At 26.5% G+C, this 20,263-nt stretch carries 18 protein-coding genes and 1 pseudogene; 9 read left to right on the plus strand and 10 right to left on the minus strand.

Annotated features, from left to right (window positions below; all coding sequences use genetic code 11):
* Positions 1–105: 105 nt before the first annotated feature.
* From rpoD to rpsU, 3 genes are all read right to left on the minus strand, one after another.
* Entirely contained in the window at positions 106–1,929 is a 1,824-nt protein-coding gene (rpoD, locus tag CRV10_RS02470) for an RNA polymerase sigma factor RpoD (RefSeq protein ID WP_136130240.1), read from the minus strand.
* A gap of 207 nt (positions 1,930–2,136) precedes the next feature.
* Positions 2,137–3,888 carry a DNA primase gene (dnaG, locus tag CRV10_RS02475; RefSeq protein WP_136130241.1) on the minus strand — a complete coding sequence of 584 codons (1,752 nt, stop codon included), beginning with the start codon at positions 3,886–3,888 and terminating at the stop codon, positions 2,137–2,139.
* A gap of 99 nt (positions 3,889–3,987) precedes the next feature.
* Positions 3,988–4,203, minus strand: a complete 216-nt coding sequence (gene rpsU / locus CRV10_RS02480) for a 30S ribosomal protein S21 (RefSeq protein ID WP_136130242.1) — start codon at positions 4,201–4,203, stop codon at positions 3,988–3,990.
* A 222-nt stretch (positions 4,204–4,425) separates the two neighbouring features.
* Here rpsU and tsaD point away from each other — a divergent pair, with 222 nt between their 5' ends.
* Together tsaD and folB are read left to right on the plus strand one after the other, a co-directional pair.
* Positions 4,426–5,439: a tRNA (adenosine(37)-N6)-threonylcarbamoyltransferase complex transferase subunit TsaD gene (gene tsaD / locus CRV10_RS02485; protein WP_136130243.1), complete on the plus strand. Its 1,014-nt coding sequence runs from the start codon at positions 4,426–4,428 to the stop codon at positions 5,437–5,439.
* Between the two features lie 99 nt (positions 5,440–5,538).
* The gene (gene folB, locus CRV10_RS02490) at positions 5,539–5,904 is read left to right on the plus strand and encodes a dihydroneopterin aldolase (RefSeq protein ID WP_136130244.1); all 366 of its coding nucleotides are present in this window, start codon (positions 5,539–5,541) and stop codon (positions 5,902–5,904) included.
* A gap of 40 nt (positions 5,905–5,944) precedes the next feature.
* On the opposite strand, the gene CRV10_RS02495 is transcribed toward folB, so the two are convergent.
* Positions 5,945–7,177 (minus strand): multifunctional CCA addition/repair protein, encoded by a 1,233-nt coding sequence (locus tag CRV10_RS02495; RefSeq protein ID WP_136130245.1) that lies wholly within the window; start codon positions 7,175–7,177, stop codon positions 5,945–5,947.
* 1,154 nt (positions 7,178–8,331) lie between these two features.
* Here CRV10_RS02495 and ribB point away from each other — a divergent pair.
* The 6 genes and pseudogenes from ribB (at position 8,332) to hemW (ending at position 14,652) form a co-directional block, all read left to right on the plus strand.
* Positions 8,332–8,979 carry a 3,4-dihydroxy-2-butanone-4-phosphate synthase gene (ribB, locus tag CRV10_RS02500; RefSeq protein WP_136130246.1) on the plus strand — a complete coding sequence of 216 codons (648 nt, stop codon included), beginning with the start codon at positions 8,332–8,334 and terminating at the stop codon, positions 8,977–8,979.
* A gap of 242 nt (positions 8,980–9,221) precedes the next feature.
* Positions 9,222–9,965 (plus strand): 1-acylglycerol-3-phosphate O-acyltransferase, encoded by a 744-nt coding sequence (locus tag CRV10_RS02505; RefSeq protein WP_136130247.1) that lies wholly within the window; start codon positions 9,222–9,224, stop codon positions 9,963–9,965.
* A 196-nt stretch (positions 9,966–10,161) separates the two neighbouring features.
* Positions 10,162–11,754, plus strand: a complete 1,593-nt coding sequence (locus tag CRV10_RS02510; protein WP_136130248.1) for a peptide chain release factor 3 — start codon at positions 10,162–10,164, stop codon at positions 11,752–11,754.
* A gap of 153 nt (positions 11,755–11,907) precedes the next feature.
* Entirely contained in the window at positions 11,908–12,714 is an 807-nt protein-coding gene (locus CRV10_RS02515) for an alpha/beta fold hydrolase (RefSeq protein ID WP_136130249.1), read from the plus strand.
* Between the two features lie 77 nt (positions 12,715–12,791).
* The gene (locus tag CRV10_RS02520; RefSeq protein ID WP_136130250.1) at positions 12,792–13,505 is read left to right on the plus strand and encodes a YggS family pyridoxal phosphate-dependent enzyme; all 714 of its coding nucleotides are present in this window, start codon (positions 12,792–12,794) and stop codon (positions 13,503–13,505) included.
* Positions 13,506–13,516: 11 nt separating this feature from the next.
* A pseudogene (hemW, locus tag CRV10_RS02525) lies at positions 13,517–14,652 on the plus strand (radical SAM family heme chaperone HemW).
* A 47-nt stretch (positions 14,653–14,699) separates the two neighbouring features.
* Here the strand turns inward: hemW and trmB are convergent.
* The gene (gene trmB, locus CRV10_RS02530) at positions 14,700–15,389 is read right to left on the minus strand and encodes a tRNA (guanosine(46)-N7)-methyltransferase TrmB (protein WP_136130251.1); all 690 of its coding nucleotides are present in this window, start codon (positions 15,387–15,389) and stop codon (positions 14,700–14,702) included.
* Between the two features lie 239 nt (positions 15,390–15,628).
* Here trmB and CRV10_RS02535 point away from each other — a divergent pair, with 239 nt between their 5' ends.
* Positions 15,629–15,868: an oxidative damage protection protein gene (locus CRV10_RS02535; RefSeq protein WP_136130252.1), complete on the plus strand. Its 240-nt coding sequence runs from the start codon at positions 15,629–15,631 to the stop codon at positions 15,866–15,868.
* Between the two features lie 123 nt (positions 15,869–15,991).
* On the opposite strand, the gene ruvX is transcribed toward CRV10_RS02535, so the two are convergent.
* From ruvX to rsmD, 5 genes are all read right to left on the minus strand, one after another.
* Positions 15,992–16,417, minus strand: coding sequence for a Holliday junction resolvase RuvX (ruvX, locus tag CRV10_RS02540; RefSeq protein ID WP_136130253.1), 426 nt, complete (start codon positions 16,415–16,417; stop codon positions 15,992–15,994).
* A complete protein-coding gene (locus CRV10_RS02545; protein ID WP_136130254.1) occupies positions 16,417–16,980 on the minus strand; it encodes a YqgE/AlgH family protein in 564 nt (187 codons plus the stop codon). The genes ruvX and CRV10_RS02545 overlap by 1 nt, the downstream gene beginning before the upstream one ends.
* Positions 16,981–17,061: 81 nt before the next feature.
* A complete protein-coding gene (gshB, locus tag CRV10_RS02550; RefSeq protein WP_136130255.1) occupies positions 17,062–18,006 on the minus strand; it encodes a glutathione synthase in 945 nt (314 codons plus the stop codon).
* A gap of 316 nt (positions 18,007–18,322) precedes the next feature.
* A complete protein-coding gene (hemB, locus tag CRV10_RS02555) occupies positions 18,323–19,294 on the minus strand; it encodes a porphobilinogen synthase (RefSeq protein WP_136130311.1) in 972 nt (323 codons plus the stop codon).
* Positions 19,295–19,645: 351 nt separating this feature from the next.
* On the minus strand, positions 19,646–20,224 hold the full coding sequence (gene rsmD, locus CRV10_RS02560) for a 16S rRNA (guanine(966)-N(2))-methyltransferase RsmD (RefSeq protein WP_136130256.1): 579 nt from the start codon (positions 20,222–20,224) through the stop codon (positions 19,646–19,648).
* Between the last annotated feature and the right edge of the window lie 39 nt (positions 20,225–20,263).

Raw genomic sequence — 20,263 nt, forward strand, 5'->3', positions numbered from 1 at the left:
ATAATACGGCACTATTATGTAAATCTATAACAATGGTATCTCTTTTCGCTAATGTTACCATAAAAAAAAAATTATTACATCTAATTATAATAAAAAATTATAAATTTAATCATCGAGAAAACTTCGAAGTATTTCACAACGACTAGGATGACGTAATTTACGTAAAGCTTTAGCTTCAATTTGTCTGATACGTTCTCGAGTGACATCAAATTGTTTGCCTACTTCTTCTAATGTGTGATCAGTATTCATATCTATTCCAAAACGCATCCTTAAAACTTTAGCTTCACGTGCAGTGAGACTAGATAATATATCGTTAGTTACTGCTCTTAAACTTTCAGAAGTTGCTGAATCCAAAGGCAATTCTAACGCAGTGTCTTCAATAAAATCTCCTAAATGTGAATCTTCATCGTCACCAATTGGAGTTTCCATTGAAATTGGTTCTTTTGCGATTTTTAATACCTTACGAATTTTATCTTCAGATATAAACATTTTTTCGGAAAGTTCTTCTGGTGTTGGTTCTCGTCCTATTTCCTGTAATATTTTACGTGAAATACGATTTAACTTGTTAATAGTTTCGATCATGTGTACAGGAATACGAATAGTACGTGCTTGATCAGCTATAGAACGAGTAATTGCTTGACGAATCCACCATGTTGCATAAGTAGAAAATTTATAACCTCTTCGGTACTCGAATTTATCAACTGCTTTCATTAAGCCTATATTACCTTCTTGAATTAAATCTAGGAATTGTAAACCTCGATTAGTATATTTTTTTGCAATTGAAATAACTAGTCTTAAATTAGCTTCTACCATTTCTTTTTTTGCTCTTCTAGCTTTAGCTTCACCAATAGACATTCGTTTGTTTATATTTTTTATTTGTTCTATAGTTAATCCAGTTTCTTTTTCTATTTCTATTAATCTATCTATACAATTTACAATATCATTTTGATATTCCAATATTTTTTCAGACCATGGTGTATTCATTGCTATTATATTTTTGAGCCAAATGCGATTTGTTTCATTTCCAGAAAATAATTTAATGAAATTTTTTTTAGGCATCTTAGAAAAATTTACACAAAACTTCATTATTATACGTTCTTGAAAACGTATTTTTTCTATTATGATACGCATATTGTTTACTAAATGATCAAACTGTTTGGGTACTAGTCTAAATTGCTTAAATATTTCAGAAAGTGTTTGGATTGTAGCAATAGAATCCATATGATTACGATTTTTTACTTTAATAACTGCCTTAGTAATTTCATACTGAGCTCTAAGAGCTGAAAATTTTTCTCGTGCTAGATCCGGATCTATTTCTTCACTATGTTCATTTTCCTCGTCACAATTTTTACAATCTTGTTCACAAATTTCAGATTCAATATTAGCTGGTATAGGTATTGGATCTTCTTTAGCATTAGGATCAACAAAACTAATTATTAAATCGGATAATTTAGATTCTCCTATTTCAACTTTATCATATTGTTCTAATAAATATGTTATTGCTTCTGGATATTCAGCAATTGAACATTGAACTTGGTTAATACCTTCTTCAATTCTTTTTGCAATATCAATTTCTCCTTCTCTAGTCAATAGGTCCACTGTCCCCATTTCTCGCATATACATACGAACAGGATCATTAGTAAGACCAATTTCAGATTCAACACTTGATAATACTTGGGCAGCAGCTTCCTCTACATTATCATCGTAAGTACTAGAATTGCTTTCGTTCAATATTAAATCGTCGGCATCTGGAGCTTTTTCAACTACCTGAATTCCCATATCATTAATTGTTTTAATTATATCTTTTATTTGATTTGAATCGGTAATATCTTCGGGTAGATGATCATTAACTTCAGCATAGGTCAGATATCCTTTTTCCTTGCCGCAAGTAATAAGAAGTTTAAGCTGTGACTGTGAATTTTGTTCCATAAGATGGTATCTACACTCCTGTTAATTAAATTAGTATCTATTGGCTACGAGCTAACATGTTGCTCATAAATCAAGCAAGAGTACAGCCTCTAGCAGAACAATATTTAATAAGGCGTGGCTTAAACGGTGATAAATCGACTGTTTAACCGTACTAGTAAATTTATTAAGCTGAATTATAACTTTTAAAAACAAAAAATAATAAATACACTATTTTTTTACAAATTTTTTACTTAAAATCCAAAATTTATTACGTTCTTCAGCACTTAATTTTTTGATACGATCACGCATAATTAGGTCTTCAAGTTGCTTTTCACGTAAATTGTCGCAAATTTTAATTAACGAATCTTGAAATACTGCCTTGATTTGTTCATCTACTATCATGTGGTTCCATAATGCCAATGTTTCAAGCTTATTAATAAAATTTGTACCTCGATATAACTCTAATAATTGGGCTGTATTTAACTTAGGATTTATATTGCACTGTTTAACCAAATCAATAAACATTGATAGACCAGCAATTTTATATTGTGCAATATTCTTGAAAGACGGTACTAATATTGCTAATTTTGGATTTTGTATTAATAATGCTAGCAAAATTTTCATAGTAGTAAATTTAAAAGACGGAACAACAGATGTTGTTTTAATTTGTATTATCTTTTCTTGAGGTATTAATTTTTCAATCTGATTATCATCAAGAATTCCTAATTTACTTCCTAGTTGCTGACGCATGTAAATGCGCAATGTTTCACCAGGAATTTGAGAAATTAAAGGTAATGCAAGAGCACTTAATTTAGCTTTTCCATCATAAGAACTAAAATCTACTGCAGTTAATAATGTATCAAATAAAAAAGAAGAAAATGGTACTTTTTCTTTAATTCTATTTTCAAAAGCAATTTTTCCTTCTTTACGAATTAAAGAATCTGGATCTTCATGATCAGGTAAAAATAAAAAACTGAGTTGATAACCATCATGCATATAAGGTAATGCAATTTTTAGTGTTTTCCAAGCAGCTTTTCTTCCAGATTGATCACCATCATAACAACAAATTATATTTGGTGTATTATAAAACAATTGTTGAATGTGATCAGATGTTATTGAGGTACCCAGTAAAGCAACTGCATAATTTATGCTATATTGTGATAATGTCATTACATCTGTGTAACCTTCAACTACTATTAAATGATTAGGTTTTGGATTATAATTTAATGACTCATATAGTCCATATAATTGACGTCTCTTATGAAAAATAGTTGTTTCTGGGGAGTTTAGATATTTAGGTTCTTTATTTCTTATAGAACGTCCACCAAATCCAATAACACAACCGGTTTTATTGCGAATTGGAAAAATAATTCTTTCACGAAACCGATCATATAAATTATCATTTTTGTTCCTAACTAACATACCAGCTTTAATCAATAATTCACGATCTTCATGAGTTTTACCAAAGTTTTTAAGGATGTTATTCCAACCTATGGGTGCATAACCAATGCCGAAACGATCAATAGTCGTAGAAGTAAAACCACGATCATTAAGATAATTTAATGCATATTTTGCTGTAGATTTATTTAATTCTAATTTATAAAAAATAAAAATATTATTTATTAAAGAATATATTTTTTTTCGATAAAAATGAATTTTTTGATTTGAGTATTGAAATTTTTCAAAGATTATTTCAGAATGATTTAAACTGGCTAGTTCTTCTATAGCTTCAACAAACCCAAGGTGTTCATATTTCATTAAAAAATCAATAGCATTACCATGTATACCACAACCAAAACAATAAAAAAATTGTTTTTCACTATTTACAGTAAAAGAGGGTTTTGTTTCCTTATGAAAAGGACAATATGTATAAAAGTTATTGCCTTGTTGTTTTAAGTTAATACGAGTGTTAATTAAATTAACTATGTCTGTATTAGCAATCAAGTCAATAATAAACTTACGTGAAATTTTTTCAGTCATAAGCCCGTCAATTATTAATGAAGAAAAAATATGCTAGGGCTTTTCTTATTTTTTTAGAAATTAAAAAATATATTTCATTATATAAAAATATAAACATACCTAATATAATCGAATATGGCGTGCATTTTCACGGGCTATTTTCTTAGAATGTCTTTTAATTGCTGATGCTTTAGCACGTTTACGCTCTGCTGTAGGTTTTTCATAAAATTCACGTCGACGTACTTCAGTTAAGATACCTGCTTTTTCACAAGAACGTTTAAAACGACGTAATGCTACATCAAATGGTTCATTTTCGCGTACATTAATTATTGGCATTTCATCTATTCCTTATCAATTAATTTAATTAAAATGCATTTTATTGCGATATTAATTTCAATGCATTATACTATGTCAAAATGTTTATGATATTTTAATCTAGTATAAATTACTTTGTAAAGTATTAATATAATTTAATTAAATATTAAAAATTATATATTACAAAGCTATTTTTTAATTTTAAATTTATATTGTTGTTTTTTCAAAAAATTGGTATAAATCATGCGCGTTTTAGGTATTGAAACTTCTTGTGATGAAACTTGTGTTGCAATATATGATGATAATATTGGATTGTTAACTAATGAAATATATAGCCAAACGGAATTACATTCTTACTATGGAGGAGTAGTTCCAGAACTAGCATCACGTGATCATGTACAAAAAATTATACCATTGATTTCATCCTCTTTAAAAAAAGCTAAATTAGAACCGTATCAACTTGATGGTATAGCATATACAGCAGGACCGGGTTTAGTTGGTTCATTGTTAGTTGGTGTAACAGTTGGCCGTACTTTAGCTTTTTCATGGAATATACCTGCTGTGCCAGTCCATCATATGGAAGGTCATATTATGAGTCCAATGTTAGAACATAATAATTTAACGTTTCCCTTTTTAGCTTTATTAATTTCTGGAGGACATACTCAATTAGTTAGCGTGAATGGAATTGGATCTTATAAAATAATAGGTGAATCACTAGATGATGCAGCGGGGGAAGCTTTTGATAAAATAGCTAGGTTATTAGGTATTAAATATCCTGGTGGAGCTACTTTATCAAAAATAGCAAAAAATGGAAAAAAAAATCGATTTATTTTTCCAAGACCTATGATTAATGATGATAGTCTTAATTTTAGTTTTTCTGGATTAAAGACATTTGCTGCAAATACTATTAATAAAAATAATAAAGATGATCAAACAATATCTGATATTGCTCGTGCTTTTGAAGATGCAATCATAGAAACATTACTGATTAAATGTAGACGAGCACTAAAACAAACTGGCCTTAAGAAATTAGTCCTTGCTGGGGGAGTCAGTGCTAATTGTACTTTACGTAATAGAATGTCTGATATGATTACAGAGATTAAAGGGGAAATATTTTATTCCATTCCAGAATTATGTACAGATAATGCAGCAATGATTGCTTATGTTGGTATGTTACGTATTAATACTGATAACTGTAAAGAACTAAGCATTACGGTTTATCCTCGATGGTCATTAACAGAGTTATCTAGTATTTAATTAAATATTTATACACTTTATATTATTATAAATAACTACATATAAATTTACGTTTTTTGTTTTATTAAAAATATTTATATTAAACTAATAATTAAAATAATGGATATTATCTTCATAGAACAGTTAGTAATATTTACTACCATTGGCATTTACGACTGGGAACAAAAAATAAAACAAAAATTGATTATAGATGTTGAAATGATATGGGATACACAATTATCAAAGAACAAAAATAATATTGACAATTATCTTAATTATTCTGAAGTATCTGAAGCTATTTTAACATATTTAAATAATAATCATTTTTTGTTAATTGAAAAAGTAGCTGAAGAAGTTGCTAGTTTGCTAATGAACCGTTTTAATTCACCAGGTGTATATATAAAAGTAAGTAAACCCAATGCTATTGCACAAGCCAAACAAGTTGGTATAAAAATAAAACGTGGTGTTATTATTGATGATCATTAATTTTTATTAAAAATTATGAATTAATACTTTGATTATAAGATTATAAAATTTTAAAAACTGTCAGACCATCTTTAATAGCTATAATTCTTCTTTTAGTAAGTTCTTCGAAAACTTTCATTCCTTCGAATCCTTCTTTAACTATCGTTTTACTAGAAACACTTTGAGCTAACTTGAAAGTATAACGTAAATAATAACCCTGTTTGTATTTTATATTTTCTAATCCAGCACGACCTCTAGCATCAGCTTCACTAATTATAGCCATTTGTTCTACACGATAAGGCTTACGCCAAGCATCAATACGATTAAAAAAATTTACTAATGATTCAATGGATTGGTTTTCGATTGTATGTATTTTATCATGTAGTTCTGTAACTAAAATAGATAAATTACGAATTGTATTTGGTATTGGCCAGCGTTTACATAAAGATTTTATTAACGAAACTCCTAGTTGTCCATGATTATGATGGCTTGGCCATTGATTACGTGGTGTTAATGATTTACCTACATCATGAAATAACGTAGCAAATCTTATATCTACTGAATTAGATAATGCTGCAGATATTGTTAATGACATTAATGCATGTAATCCTGTATCGATTTCTGGGTGCCATTTAATTGGAGATGGAATTCCAAATAAATTATTTATTTCTGGAATCAATATCCTTAGTGCACCACATTCACGTAATACATGAAAATAGATTTGAGGATTTTTTGAAACAAGAGCTTTTTGTGTTTCTCTCCATATACGTTCTGTTGTTAAACTAGATAATTCTCCATCTTGAGTTATTTGATACATTAATTTTTTTGTATCATGGGCTATTTGAAAATTAAGGTGAGCAAAACTTGCTGCAAATCTTGCTACTCGCAATACTCGTAGTGGATCTTCATTAAAAGCTGAAGATACATGACGTAATTTACGATTGATAATATCATTCTGACCATTATATGGATCAACTAATTTACCTTGATCATCACAAGCAATAGCATTAATTGTTAAGTCTCTTCTTTTTAAATCTTGTTCTAATGTAATATCTGGAGTAGACCAAGTAACAAATCCACTATAACCTTTTCCAATCTTACGTTCAGTTCGTGCTAGTGAGTATTCTTCACCGTTTTGTGGGTTTATAAAAACAGGAAAATCATTACCTACTTGATGATAGCCTTTTTTTATCATCATTTCTGGAGTAGCACCTACTACCACCCAATCTTTATCTTGAATAGGAAGATCGAGTAATCTATCGCGAACAGCTCCACCAACAAGGAAGATTTTCATCAATGAATCTCCATAAACTTAAAATATTACTATAAAATTAATAGTTATTATGTGAAATAAAATTTTATTTTTAATATTTTGATTGATATCATTTTTACTAATGATACAGTCTTATATTTTTATTTGTATATAACTAAATATTCAATTGGAATTAAAAAAAGAAAATATAGTAATAAATTATTTTCAATAATATATAATAGAATTTTTAATTTATTGCTAATATTGCAATTGTCCTTTTTTTTATAATGAAATTACAGTAAATTTGTCTGTTACAAAAATGTTTAATTACATTTATCAAATTGCAAAATAATATTATTAAAATTTTTATTATTTTATAAATCTTTTAGTAAACAAAGATATAACATTTTTTTCAAAAAAATAGTATAATGTGTTCTTTAACAATTTTATTAAACTAATATATTTCAATGATATTGCATTATTAATAATGCATAATATATTATGATGTACGAATTAAATATAGTACCATATATATTTAGTAAATTACTAACATAGAAGTAAACGCTAAAATGACGTAAATTAAAATTTAAAAAAAGGATTTTTATATTATAAAAATTATATTAAAAATTAAAAAAATATGTGATCAAATTGGGAAAAAATGATATGTTACCTATACTGTTTATACTTTAAATATAATCAACTCAATAAACTGTTAGAAGTTATTTTATTAATTTAATTAAATATCATCACTATAAATACATGTTAATTAAAAATAATTTTGATTATAATTAATATAATGTGTATATATCAATAAATCATGTAGAATCATGTTTTTATAATTATTTAAATTTATGATTTCAATTTTTCAAGTAAACATTTAACTTAATAATATGATTTATTTAGGTGAATTTTACATTAATGTATGACTGCTTATAAACATTAGTACCTCGCTATTAATTTTAGATGAAAATATTACATGTTTATCTGTAGTAACGGATTTATAATTTAGTAGTTAGAAATTTTTTATAAATTATTAGATTCAAATTTTTTAAAATTAAACATTAAAGTTAGGAATGAAACGTAATAATGCTATTATTTATTAATATATCGATATTATTGCAGACCATTTTTTCAAATTTATAATTGAACTTATTTTAGTTATATCAGTTAAATACATTTAAACAAGGTGTATTACCATGAATCAGAAATTACTTTCTGAATTTGGCACACTAGAACATCGTGTGGAACGATCTATTTATTCACTACGTAATGGACAGGGCGTAATAGTAGTTGACAATGAAAACCGTGAAAATGAAGGTGATATTATTTTCGTTGCTGAAACTATGACTATAGAACAAATGGCATTAACAATTCGTTATGGTAGTGGAATTGTTTGTCTTTGTCTAACTGAAAAGATTTGTGAACAATTAAACTTACCATTAATGGTAAAAAATAATACGAGTGCTTATGGTACTAGATTTACTGTAAGTATTGAAGCAGCTTTAGGTGTTACTACAGGTGTATCTGCTAAAGATAGAATTACTACTATTCGTACTGCAATAGCTGATGGTGCAAAACCTGAAGATCTGAATCGTCCAGGTCATGTTTTTCCAATTTGTGCTCGTAATGGAGGAGTTTTAGTTAGAGCTGGACATACAGAAGCAACAATAGATTTAGTTAAATTAGCTGGATTTAAACCTGCAGGAGTTTTATGTGAATTAACTAATGATGACGGTTCAATGGCTCATATGGAAGAAGCTATTATATTCGCAAAACTCCATAATATGCCTATAGTAACTGTTGAAGATTTAATTTTATTTTTTCATAGTAAAAAAATATTTTAAATGTATTAATTTAGTTACATTAAAAATTTTTACTTGATCAGGATAATTAGGAAACATAATGACATGTTGTGCAACTTTATGTACTTTTTTATAGTATTTCTAAAATATAAGTAATTATAGATTTTATATTATTATAATTACTTCAGTTGAGATTGATAAAATTCAACTAATATATTAAAAATATTGAAGCATTTAGTGTTAAATTTTTCTAACAAAAATATATTTCTAGTAAAGAGATACATATGTTATTTATATTACGTATTATTTTTTTTATTGTCTATTCATTAATAATTTTTATTAGTAGTATTATTTGGTGTTCTTTTTCGCCTAGAAACCCACGTAATTTAGCAATATTCGGTCGAATGTTTAGTATTTTATCTACAGTATTTGGTATGAAAATTGAATTAAGACAATCTAAATTGGTTGAAAATTATCTGGGTAATGCTATATATATAGCGAATCATCAAAACAATTATGATACAATTATTTTATCTAAAATAATACCTAAAAACACAGTAACAATAGGTAAAAAAAGTTTATTTTGGATTCCATTTTTCGGCTTGTTTTATTGGATTACTGGTAATATGTTTATTGATCGTAATAGTAATATTAAATCTTATAATACTATTAGACATATAGTTAAAAAATTAAAAGAACAACATATTTCGTTTTGGATTTTCCCAGAAGGTACTCGTAGTAATGGAAGAGGACTATTACCTTTTAAATCTGGAGCTTTCCAAGCTGCAATAATGGCTGGAGTTCCTATCATTCCTGTAATTTTTTCTAATACGCACAATAGAATTAAACTTAATCGTTTAAATAATGGGTTAGTAATTATTGAAATGTTATCTCCTCTAGATTTAGACAGATACAAATATTTATCAGTACGTGAATTATCTAAAGCATGCCATAATTTAATGCTCAGTAAATTAGAAAATCTGAATGCTGAAGTAAATGCTAAAGAGAAATATGATAAATTACAATAAATATAACTTATATGATCAATAAGATAACTTTAATACATCATATTTATGTATAATACTTTTTTAAATGTTATAAACTATAAAATAAAAATTTTATTATAAAGATATAGTTAATAATAATAAAATATATTTTAAAGTATTTATAATATTAAAAAATGTTTTATGTCAAAGAAATGATTTTTATTAGGAATATGATTCTATGTGTGATTCCTGTCTAAAAGAACTATTACGTCGTCGAACCTTTGCAATAATTTCTCATCCAGATGCTGGTAAAACCACAGTAACAGAAAAAATGCTTTTATTTGGTAATGTAATTAATATGGCAGGTACAGTTAAAAGTAGGGGATCCAATAAATATGCTAAGTCCGATTGGATGTCAATTGAAAAAGAACGCGGTATATCTGTAACCACTTCTGTTCTACAATTTTCATATCTTGGTAGATTAATTAACTTACTAGATACTCCTGGACATAAAGATTTTTCTGAAGATACCTATCGCACTTTAACTGCAGTTGATTCTTGTGTCATGATAATTGATTCTTCTAAAGGTGTAGAAGAACGTACTTGTAAATTAATAGAAGTTACACGACTGCGTGATATACCTATCATAACGTTTATGAATAAATATGACTGTGATGTAAATAATCCCTTCGATTTAATAGATGAAATAGAAAGTAAGTTAGGTATTATTTGCACCCCAATTACTTGGCCAATAGGTTATAGTAAGTATTTTAAAGGTGTTTACAACCTTTATGAAGATCTTGCTTATATTTATAAAACAGGTAAAGGTAATATCATTAAACAAACAAATATTGTTAAAGGTTTATATAATTCTAACCTTGATAATGAAATAGGTAAAGAATCATCAATACAATTACGCGAAGATATCAAATTAATTAGAAAATCTATTTGTGAATTTAATCATGAAGATTTTTTAAATGGAATACAATCACCGGTATTATTTGGTACTGCATTAGGTAATTTTGGCATTGATCATATACTTAATTTTTTAATTTTATGGGCTCCGTATCCGATGCCACGGACTACAGATTTGAGATTAGTTGATTCAAAAGAAAAGCAATTTACTGGCTTTGTTTTTAAAATTCAAGCCAATATGGATTTAAAACATCGTGATAGAATAGCATTTATTCGTATAGTATCTGGAATATACAATACAGGAATGAAACTTTATCACGTTCGTATTAAAAAATACATAATTGTTTATAATGTTCTAACATTTATAGCAGGTAGTCGTTCGAATATAAAAAAAGCATATCCAGGTGATATTATAGGATTGCATAATCATGGCTCTATTAAAATTGGTGATACTTTTACGCAAGGTGAGAACATTAATTTCATAGGTATTCCTAAATTTGCTCCTGAGATTTTTTTTATTGTACGTTCTAAAGATCCATTTAAAAAAAAACAACTAAATATTGGTTTAATGCAAATATCAGAAGAAGGTAATGTACAATTAATACGTCGCATTTATAATAACGATCTTATTATTGGAGCAATAGGTCAATTACAATTTGAAATTATTATTTCTCGTTTAAAGCATGAATATAAAGTTGAAGCATCATATTCATATACTAATATTGCTACTATACGTTGGTTAGAGTGTAGTGATAATAAAATACTTAAATCTTTCCAAAGTGAATGCAATAAAAATATTGCATTCGATAACAATGATAATTTAATTTATATTGTTTATAATATGGTTAATCTAAAGATAGTGCAAGAACGTTATCCGGAAATTTTGTTTTGCAAAACACATGAATATCAAATATGACTATTTTAATAATAAAATCTAAATTTAAGATTAATAACATTCTATCTCAATGAGAATCTAACACATTAGTTAGATTTATATCTAAATAATATGCTATAATAACTTCAATAAAATTATTAAAATAATCACTTTAAGTTATGAGATCATTAAATAATGAGTGTATTTAAGAGTAGAGATGATTTTGATCTTTATTATAAAGACTGGGGTAAGGGTAAGCCAATTATTTTCAGCCACGGTTGGCCATTGAATGCTGATATGTGGGATAATCAAATGTATTTTCTCGCAGAGAATGGCTATCGTGTAATATCTTTTGATCGTCGTGGTTTTGGCCGTTCAGCACAACCATGGAAAAACTATAATTTTGATGTATTTTCTGATGATATTTATTGTTTGATTGAACATTTACAACTACAAGATGCTACTTTAGTTGGTTTTTCTATGGGAGGAGGAGATGTAACAAGATATATAAGCAAATATGGTACAGATAAAGTGAAAAAACTTGTATTGCTGGGTAGTATAACACCAGTTGTCTGTAAGACTCACAATAACCCTAATGGTATTGAAAAGGCGATTTTTGATAGTATAAAATTAGAATTATTAAAAGATCGACCTCAATTTCTTAAGGAGTTTATAAAAACTTTTTATGGTAATATGGTTTCAGATGGAATAATGATTCAAACTCTGAATATTGCTCTATCAGCTTCTTTAAAAGCTACTATTGATTGTATGATTGCATTCTCTGAAACTAATTTTTTTAATGATTTAAATAAAATCAATATTCCTACATTAATTATTCATGGTTTCAATGATCAAATTTTACCCTATCAATTTACTGCTGAAATAACACATAAATTGATATGCAATTCTACATTAAAATTATATGAAAATGGTCCCCATGGATTTGTTGTTACACACCAAGATAAATTAAGACAAGATCTAATATTATTTTTAAAAACATAAAAATTTGATGATCGACTTTAAATAAAGTACAATGTTTGCTTTATATTTATGGAACTCACTTTTTCAATTATTAAATTATGAAATTAATTCAAGATAATTTAAAAAAAATAATAAAAAAAATAAATAATATTGCTATACTAAACAATCGTGATCCTAAAACAATTAGACTAATTGCAGTAAGTAAGAATCAATCTATTGATAATATTTCGAAAGTTGCATCTTTAGGGCAAATAAGTTTTGGAGAAAATTATGTACAAGAAAGCATTAAAAAAATTCAGTTAACAAGAAGTACTTATCCTAATTTAAAATGGCATTTTATTGGTTTATTACAATCTAATAAAACCAGGTTAGTAGCAGAAAATTTTTCTTGGTGCCATACAATTAATCGAATTTGTATAGCAAGAAGATTGAATGATCAAAGACCAAATTCATTACCTCCACTTAATGTTTTAATTCAAGTAAATATTAGCAATGAAATTAAAAAATCTGGAACTTCATCTAATGAGATTTTTAATATCGCGAATCAAATTTTGTCTCTGCCTAACCTTAGGTTACGTGGGTTGATGGCAATTCCTAAAATAGAAAAACATTATCATAAACAATTAGATGAATACAAAAATTTTACTAAATTATTTAAAAATTTAAAAAATAATTTTAGAGATATAGATACTATTTCATTAGGAATGAGTAATGATATAGAAGCAGCTATCGTTGCAGGAAGCACAATGTTACGTATCGGAACAGCAATATTTGGTACTAGAGATAACTGTAATAATTCTAACAGAAATTAAATATTAAAAAAATGATTTTTCTACCCCCTTTAAGCTTATATATTCATATACCATGGTGTATAAAAAAATGTTATTACTGTGATTTTAATTCACATCAATTAAAAAAAAAGTATCATATATTAAGTATGTCACCCATCTATTATTGGATCTTAAAAATGATTTATGTTTAATTGATCATAGAACAATATATACTGTTTATATTGGAGGAGGTACACCTAGTTTAATGGATATAGAAGCTATTGATATTTTAATCAATGGTATAAAGGAGAATCTAAATTTATCACTAGATGTAGAAATTACTATAGAAGTAAATCCTGGTACAATCAATGTTGATCTTTTATCTTTCTATAAAAAAATTGGAATTAATCGTATTTCAATAGGTGCTCAAAGTTTCAACTCGAAACAGTTAATTTCACTCGGAAGAATTCATACTCCAGAAGCAATATATTATACAGTTAATTTAATTAAACATCTTGGGTTTAATAACTTTAATATAGATTTAATGCATGGTTTACCCAATCAATCAATTTCAGTAGCTTTAAATGATCTATACCAAACTATTATACTTGATCCTCCGCATATATCATGGTATCAATTAACTATTGAACCAAATACGTTATTTAGCGCAAAAAAAATAAATTTACCTAACGATAGTATTTTATGGAATATCTTTAAAGCAGGGCATGATTTACTAATTAATTATGGTTATCATCAATACGAAATATCAACTTATGCTAAGTTAAATTATTATTGTAGGCATAATCTTAATTATTGGTATTTTGGTGATTATATTGGAATTGGTTGCGGTGCACATGGAAAAATAACACAATTAAATGGTGAAATTATACGTACTATCAAAATTCGTCATCCTCAAAAATTTATGAAAGGGTTTTATCTTAGTAAGAAATACACTATTTCTGATTTTGATAAACCACTTGAATATTTTATGAATAGATTTCGTTTAATAGACATTGTGTATCGTGGCGAATTTGAGTTTTTTACTGGTTTAAAAGAAGATTATATTCGTTCAAGCATAGATGTAGCAATATCAGAAAAATATATAATTGAAACAAAAAAATACTGGAAACTAACTACAAAAGGTAGATTATTCTTAAATGATTTACTAGAACTATTTTTTAATACATAGATAAATTAATTTATAATATTTAATTAAATAAATATATAATAAATTTTTTATTTGTGTTCATTATTCTTTTCAAATATTAAATCCCAAATTTTATGTCCTAAAATTTTTCCACGTTGTTCAAATTTAGTTATAGGTCTATTTTTAGATATTTTAGAAGATTGGTTTCGATAATTATCTATACTATTAATTAACTTAATGATATAATGGGCATAATTTTCACAATCTGTTACTATATGAAATATAGAGCCGTGTGAATTGAGTTTTTTATTTACCAAATTAATGAACGGTAAATTTATAATTCTACGTTTATGATGACGAGTTTTAGGCCATGGGTCGGGACAAAATAATTGAACTTTATGTATTGAATTATCAGGAATCATATTTTCTAAGACTTCTGTTATATCATGGTATATAATACGCAGATTTCTTAATTCTGCTGTTTTTACCTCAGCAATACAATTACATACTCCCGGTAAGTAAACTTCTACCCCTAAAAAATTTTGATCTGGATTATCTTGTGCCATTGCAACCAAAGAATTACCCATCCCAAATCCAACCTCAATTATAACTGGTTTATTAGATTTAAATAATGCAGTGAAATTTATTAATTCAAATTTAAATTCAATACCAATTTCTAACCAGTAATTATTAATTGCTATTTGTTGTTTTTTAGTTAATTTTCTTCTTCTAATCATAAAACTACGAATTTTACGTAATAGGATAACATTATTTTTCATATATAAATTCATCAAAAGTAATATTATAAAGTTATAAAGTATTGAATATATAATTAATAAATTTCTGAACATTGTAATATATAAAATAATTTGATTATTTTATATATATTTTTTAAAAATAATTTTTAATTGGTATTATTATAAGATTATAATAAGTAATATAACATATAAAATTTTATAATAAATAATGTAATTTTAAGTAAATTTATTACTTTTCAGTAAATAAATAGAGATTAATAATGAATCGTATCATTTTTTGTAGTTTTCTAAGATGTGAATCTGAAGGACAAGAGTATCAAGTTTATCCAGGTGATATAGGTAAACGAATTTATAATGAAATTTCTAAAAAAGCTTGGAAATTATGGATAGAAAAACAAACCATATTAATTAATGAAAAAAAACTTAATTTAATTAATCAAAAAGATCGTAAAATATTGGAAGATGAAATGATCAAATTTTTATTTAAATCATTTTTATAGTATTAATATTTTTACTATTTTTACAAAACAGCAAATAAAAAGACATGATTTGTTGAATATTCATAAAATGATTGTGTTTTTGAATAAATTAAAAAATTATTTAATTTGCTCATAAAATTTTAATTACTTTGAAAGATAACCTATAATCCAATCTTGTAAAATAATTGCAGCAGAATTAGAATCAATAGATTTTTTAATTAAAGCACTATATCCTCCACATCTAAATAATTCTGAACGTGCTTCTATAGTACTAAGTCGTTCATCTTGCATATAAACATTAATACTATATTTATCATTCAAATAATCAGCGAATTTTTTAGCACAATTAGTAATATGTTGTTCCGTTCCATCCATGTTTAATGGTAAACCTACAACAATGGCACTGGGTTGCCATTCTTTTATTATTTTTCCAATTTTTGTCCAATCAGGTATCCCTTCTTTTGATTTTAAAGAACATATAGGACTTGTTGTGCCAGTAATTAATTGTCCAATTGCAATACCAATATTTTTAATACCAAAATCAAATCCTAATATGATTTGTATTGACATTAAGCATGTCCTAAATCACTAGCTATATTATACATATTTACTCCGATATTTAAAGCTGCCTGACTCCAACGTTCTGCTGCTGGAGTATGGAACAGAATCGTACTGTTAGCTGGAGTAGTTAACCAAGCATTAGCCATTAATTCATTTTCCAACTGATTTTTCTCCCATGCACAATAACCAAGTGCTATTAATATATTATTTGGTTGTAAATTTGACCCAATGACTTCTAATACGTCTCTTGATGTTGTAATAATAGTTGTATCTGATATATACACACTAGAATTAAAAACACGTTGTGCAGAATGTAATATAAAACCTCGGTCTTCAGCCAAAGGCCCACCTATAAATACTTGTTTATCAAGTGTTATATTTGGATCTCTATTGTTTATAGAAATATTTAATTTTTTCAGTATATCTTTTATACTTAAATTTCTTATAGGTTTATTAATAATTAATCCCATTGCTCCATCTACATTATGTTCACAAACGTATATAACAGAACGCTTAAAAAATGGGTCGCTTAATGATGGCATAGCTATTAAAAAGTGATTTTGTAAATTCATTATTAGGTAATATACCAAAAGTAACCTAGATCAGAATAGGTATTCAGTTATAAAAAATTATTAAATTTGTGTTAAATAATCTCAATGTAATCGTTTTTCAATTGCATCCATTAACATACAAGAAATAGAAATTGGTAATCTTGATTCAATTTGACAAACTCCGGTAGGACTAGTTACATTAATTTCTGTAAGTTTATTACCAATGACATCTATACCAACAAAAATTAAACCTCTCTTTTTTAGCTCCACACCAATGTTTTTAGCAATTTCTAAATCATTTTTACTTAAATTCCTTACTTCCCCATGACCACCCGCAGTAAGATTAGCTCTGCTGTCTCCTTTTTGGGGTATTCTAGCTAGACAGTAAGGTACTGGTTTACCATCTACAATTAAAATTCGTTTATCTCCATCTTTAATATCTGGAATATATTCTTGTACTGTACAAAATAGTCTTCCTTCTTTAGTTAGAGTCTCTATGATTACTGAAAAATTAGGATCATCTTTTTTCACATGAAATATAGATTTTCCGCCCATATTATCTAGCGGTTTTATGACTATATCAATATGTTTTTGCCAAAATTTTTGAATTTGTTGTTTATTACAAGAAACTAAAGTGCTAGGAGTTAACTCTTTAAACCAAGATATATATAATTTTTCGTTACAATCTCGTAAACTTTGTGGTTTATTGATAACTAGTGTACCTGATTTTTCTGCGTATTCTAAAATGTATGTTGCATAAATATATTGCATGTTAAATGGAGGATCTTTACGCATTAATATCACATCTAAGTCAGAAAGATTAATATATTCCTTTTTTTCAAAGTTATACCAATTGTTATTATCTTTTTGTACCTGAAGTAAATATGTATCTGCATAAGCTACACCTTCAAATAAAGAAAGATCATTTATTTCCATATAGTAAATTTTATAGTCACGTTTTTGTGCTTCTAATAACATATTAAATGTAGTATCTTTTTCTATATTAATAGAAGAAATGGGATCCATTAATATTCCAAGTTTAATCATTATTATCTCCTTAGAAGAGATGATACATATTATCCATTAACTTAAATAAATATTTAACCTATAATGATTTGTTAATCAACATAGTATAAACATGAAAAGAAATGAAAAATTAAATGAATTTCAGTTTTTATTGATCAATATTTTTTATTTTAACTAACAATATATAATTGATATTTAGTATATATTATGATGATTTATATGATAACTAATTTATATTAGCATAACTAGTTATCATCACGTGGCACTTTCAAACAATTATTACATTAAATAATTATGATTAGCATTAATTATTTAAAACACAATTATTAAGGTTTTATTATAGTAATTTTTTTTCAGCAAGATCTAGAGTGAAGTAACTAAAAATGATATCTGCACCAGCGCGTTTAATTGAACCTAAACTTTCTAATATTGCTTTGTTTTCATCTATTGCACCTGCTTTAGAAGCAAATTTTATCATAGAGTATTCCCCACTCACTTGAAAAGCAGCTAGTGGTAGTTCAGTTTTTTCACGGATATCACGTAATATATCAAGATAAGCACCTGCTGGTTTTACCATTAATGCATCTGCACCTTCATTCATATCAATTAAAGATTCTCTAATAGCTTCTCTACGATTCATTGGATTAATTTGATAAGTGTCACGATTAGATTCATAATTGATTTTTGTTGCTTGTCTAAAAGGACCGTAAAAAGAAGATGCAAATTTAGTAGAATAAGAAATTATTGCCGTCTGATTAAATCCAGATAAATCTAGTGCTTTACGTATACTTTGTACTTGTCCATCCATGGAAGCTGAAGGTGCAATAAAATCAGCACCTGCTGCTGTTGCTACTACTGCTTGCTTACATAAATTAATTAATGTTTGATCATTATCAATATTATTGTTATATATAATTCCACAATGTCCGTGAGTAGTGTACTGACAAAAACAAGTATCAGATATTAATACCATTTCTGGTACTGTATGTTTACATGTACGAATAATGCGTGCTATTAAACCATTTTCATTCCATGTATCACTTCCTGTATCATCAGTATGATGAGATATACCAAATAATAATACTATATTAATTCCCGCTTTAGCTATACGTTCTATTTCATATGCTAATTTTTTTTCAGGAATACGCATGATTCCAGGCATAGTTGTTATTTCTTGATAATCAGATAAATTTTCTTCAACAAAAATTGGAAAAACCAATTTATTTAAACTAAGATTAATTTCTTGAAAAGCTTGACGAATAAAAGCATTAATGCGTAATCTTCTTGGACGCTGATGTAAATTAATTATTTTCATTATTTTATGAATTATTTTATTTAACAATATATTATAAATAAATTGTAATTTTATTATTTAATATTAAAATATTATGTTTCAAATCTTGTTTCATTATCAACGATAATAGTTTAATTTATGTTAATTGATAAATTTTATTTAGGGTAATTCAATGAATAATCCTTGTATTAAATAAAATCACATTTTGTACAATTTTGAGTTGTAATAAATATCAATATATACTAAACAATAGATAATTATAGTATTGTATTAAAATAAATTGATAATCAGAACTATATTTATGTAATAGACAATATGTGTCAATGAAATAATATTTTCATATATAACTATATTTAATGGTATTATTTATTGATTCAAATGATATAAAGAAAAACTTACTTTTCCAGCTGTTTTTCTACGATACAACTTCCAATTTATTGGTATATCAGCTATCATTATATCTATTTTATTTTCAATATATATTAATGAATCATCGTTTAACCAACCAAAAGTATTTAGTAACCATACGGTTTTATTTACCAAATTGTCATCAAACGGTGGATCAACAAACACTACATCAAATGGTTTACCTCTTTGTTTTAGCCAAGATAAGGTATTTGTTTTGATAATCTTTCCATTAAATATTTTAAGATTTTTTAAATTTTTTTCTAATTGTTTTACTGCATTAATATTTGATTCTAGCATTATTACGTAACTTGCATAGCGTGATATGGCTTCAAATCCAAGGGCTCCACTTCCTGAAAAACAATCAAGACAATTAGATTGTTCCAAAATGGGGTTTAACCAATTGAATAAAGTTTCACGTATTCGATCACTAGTAGGATGTAATCCTTTTAAATTCAAAACTGGTAGTTTATATCCACGAAATTTACCTCCAATAATACGAATATATCCAGAATAATAATTATTGTAAAATTTTTTCATCGAAGTATTTATATGATAATATGCAAGTAAATAACAATT

The sequence above is a fragment of the Candidatus Pantoea edessiphila genome, assembly GCF_002933355.1.
GTDB lineage: Bacteria > Pseudomonadota > Gammaproteobacteria > Enterobacterales > Enterobacteriaceae > Pantoea_C > Pantoea_C edessiphila.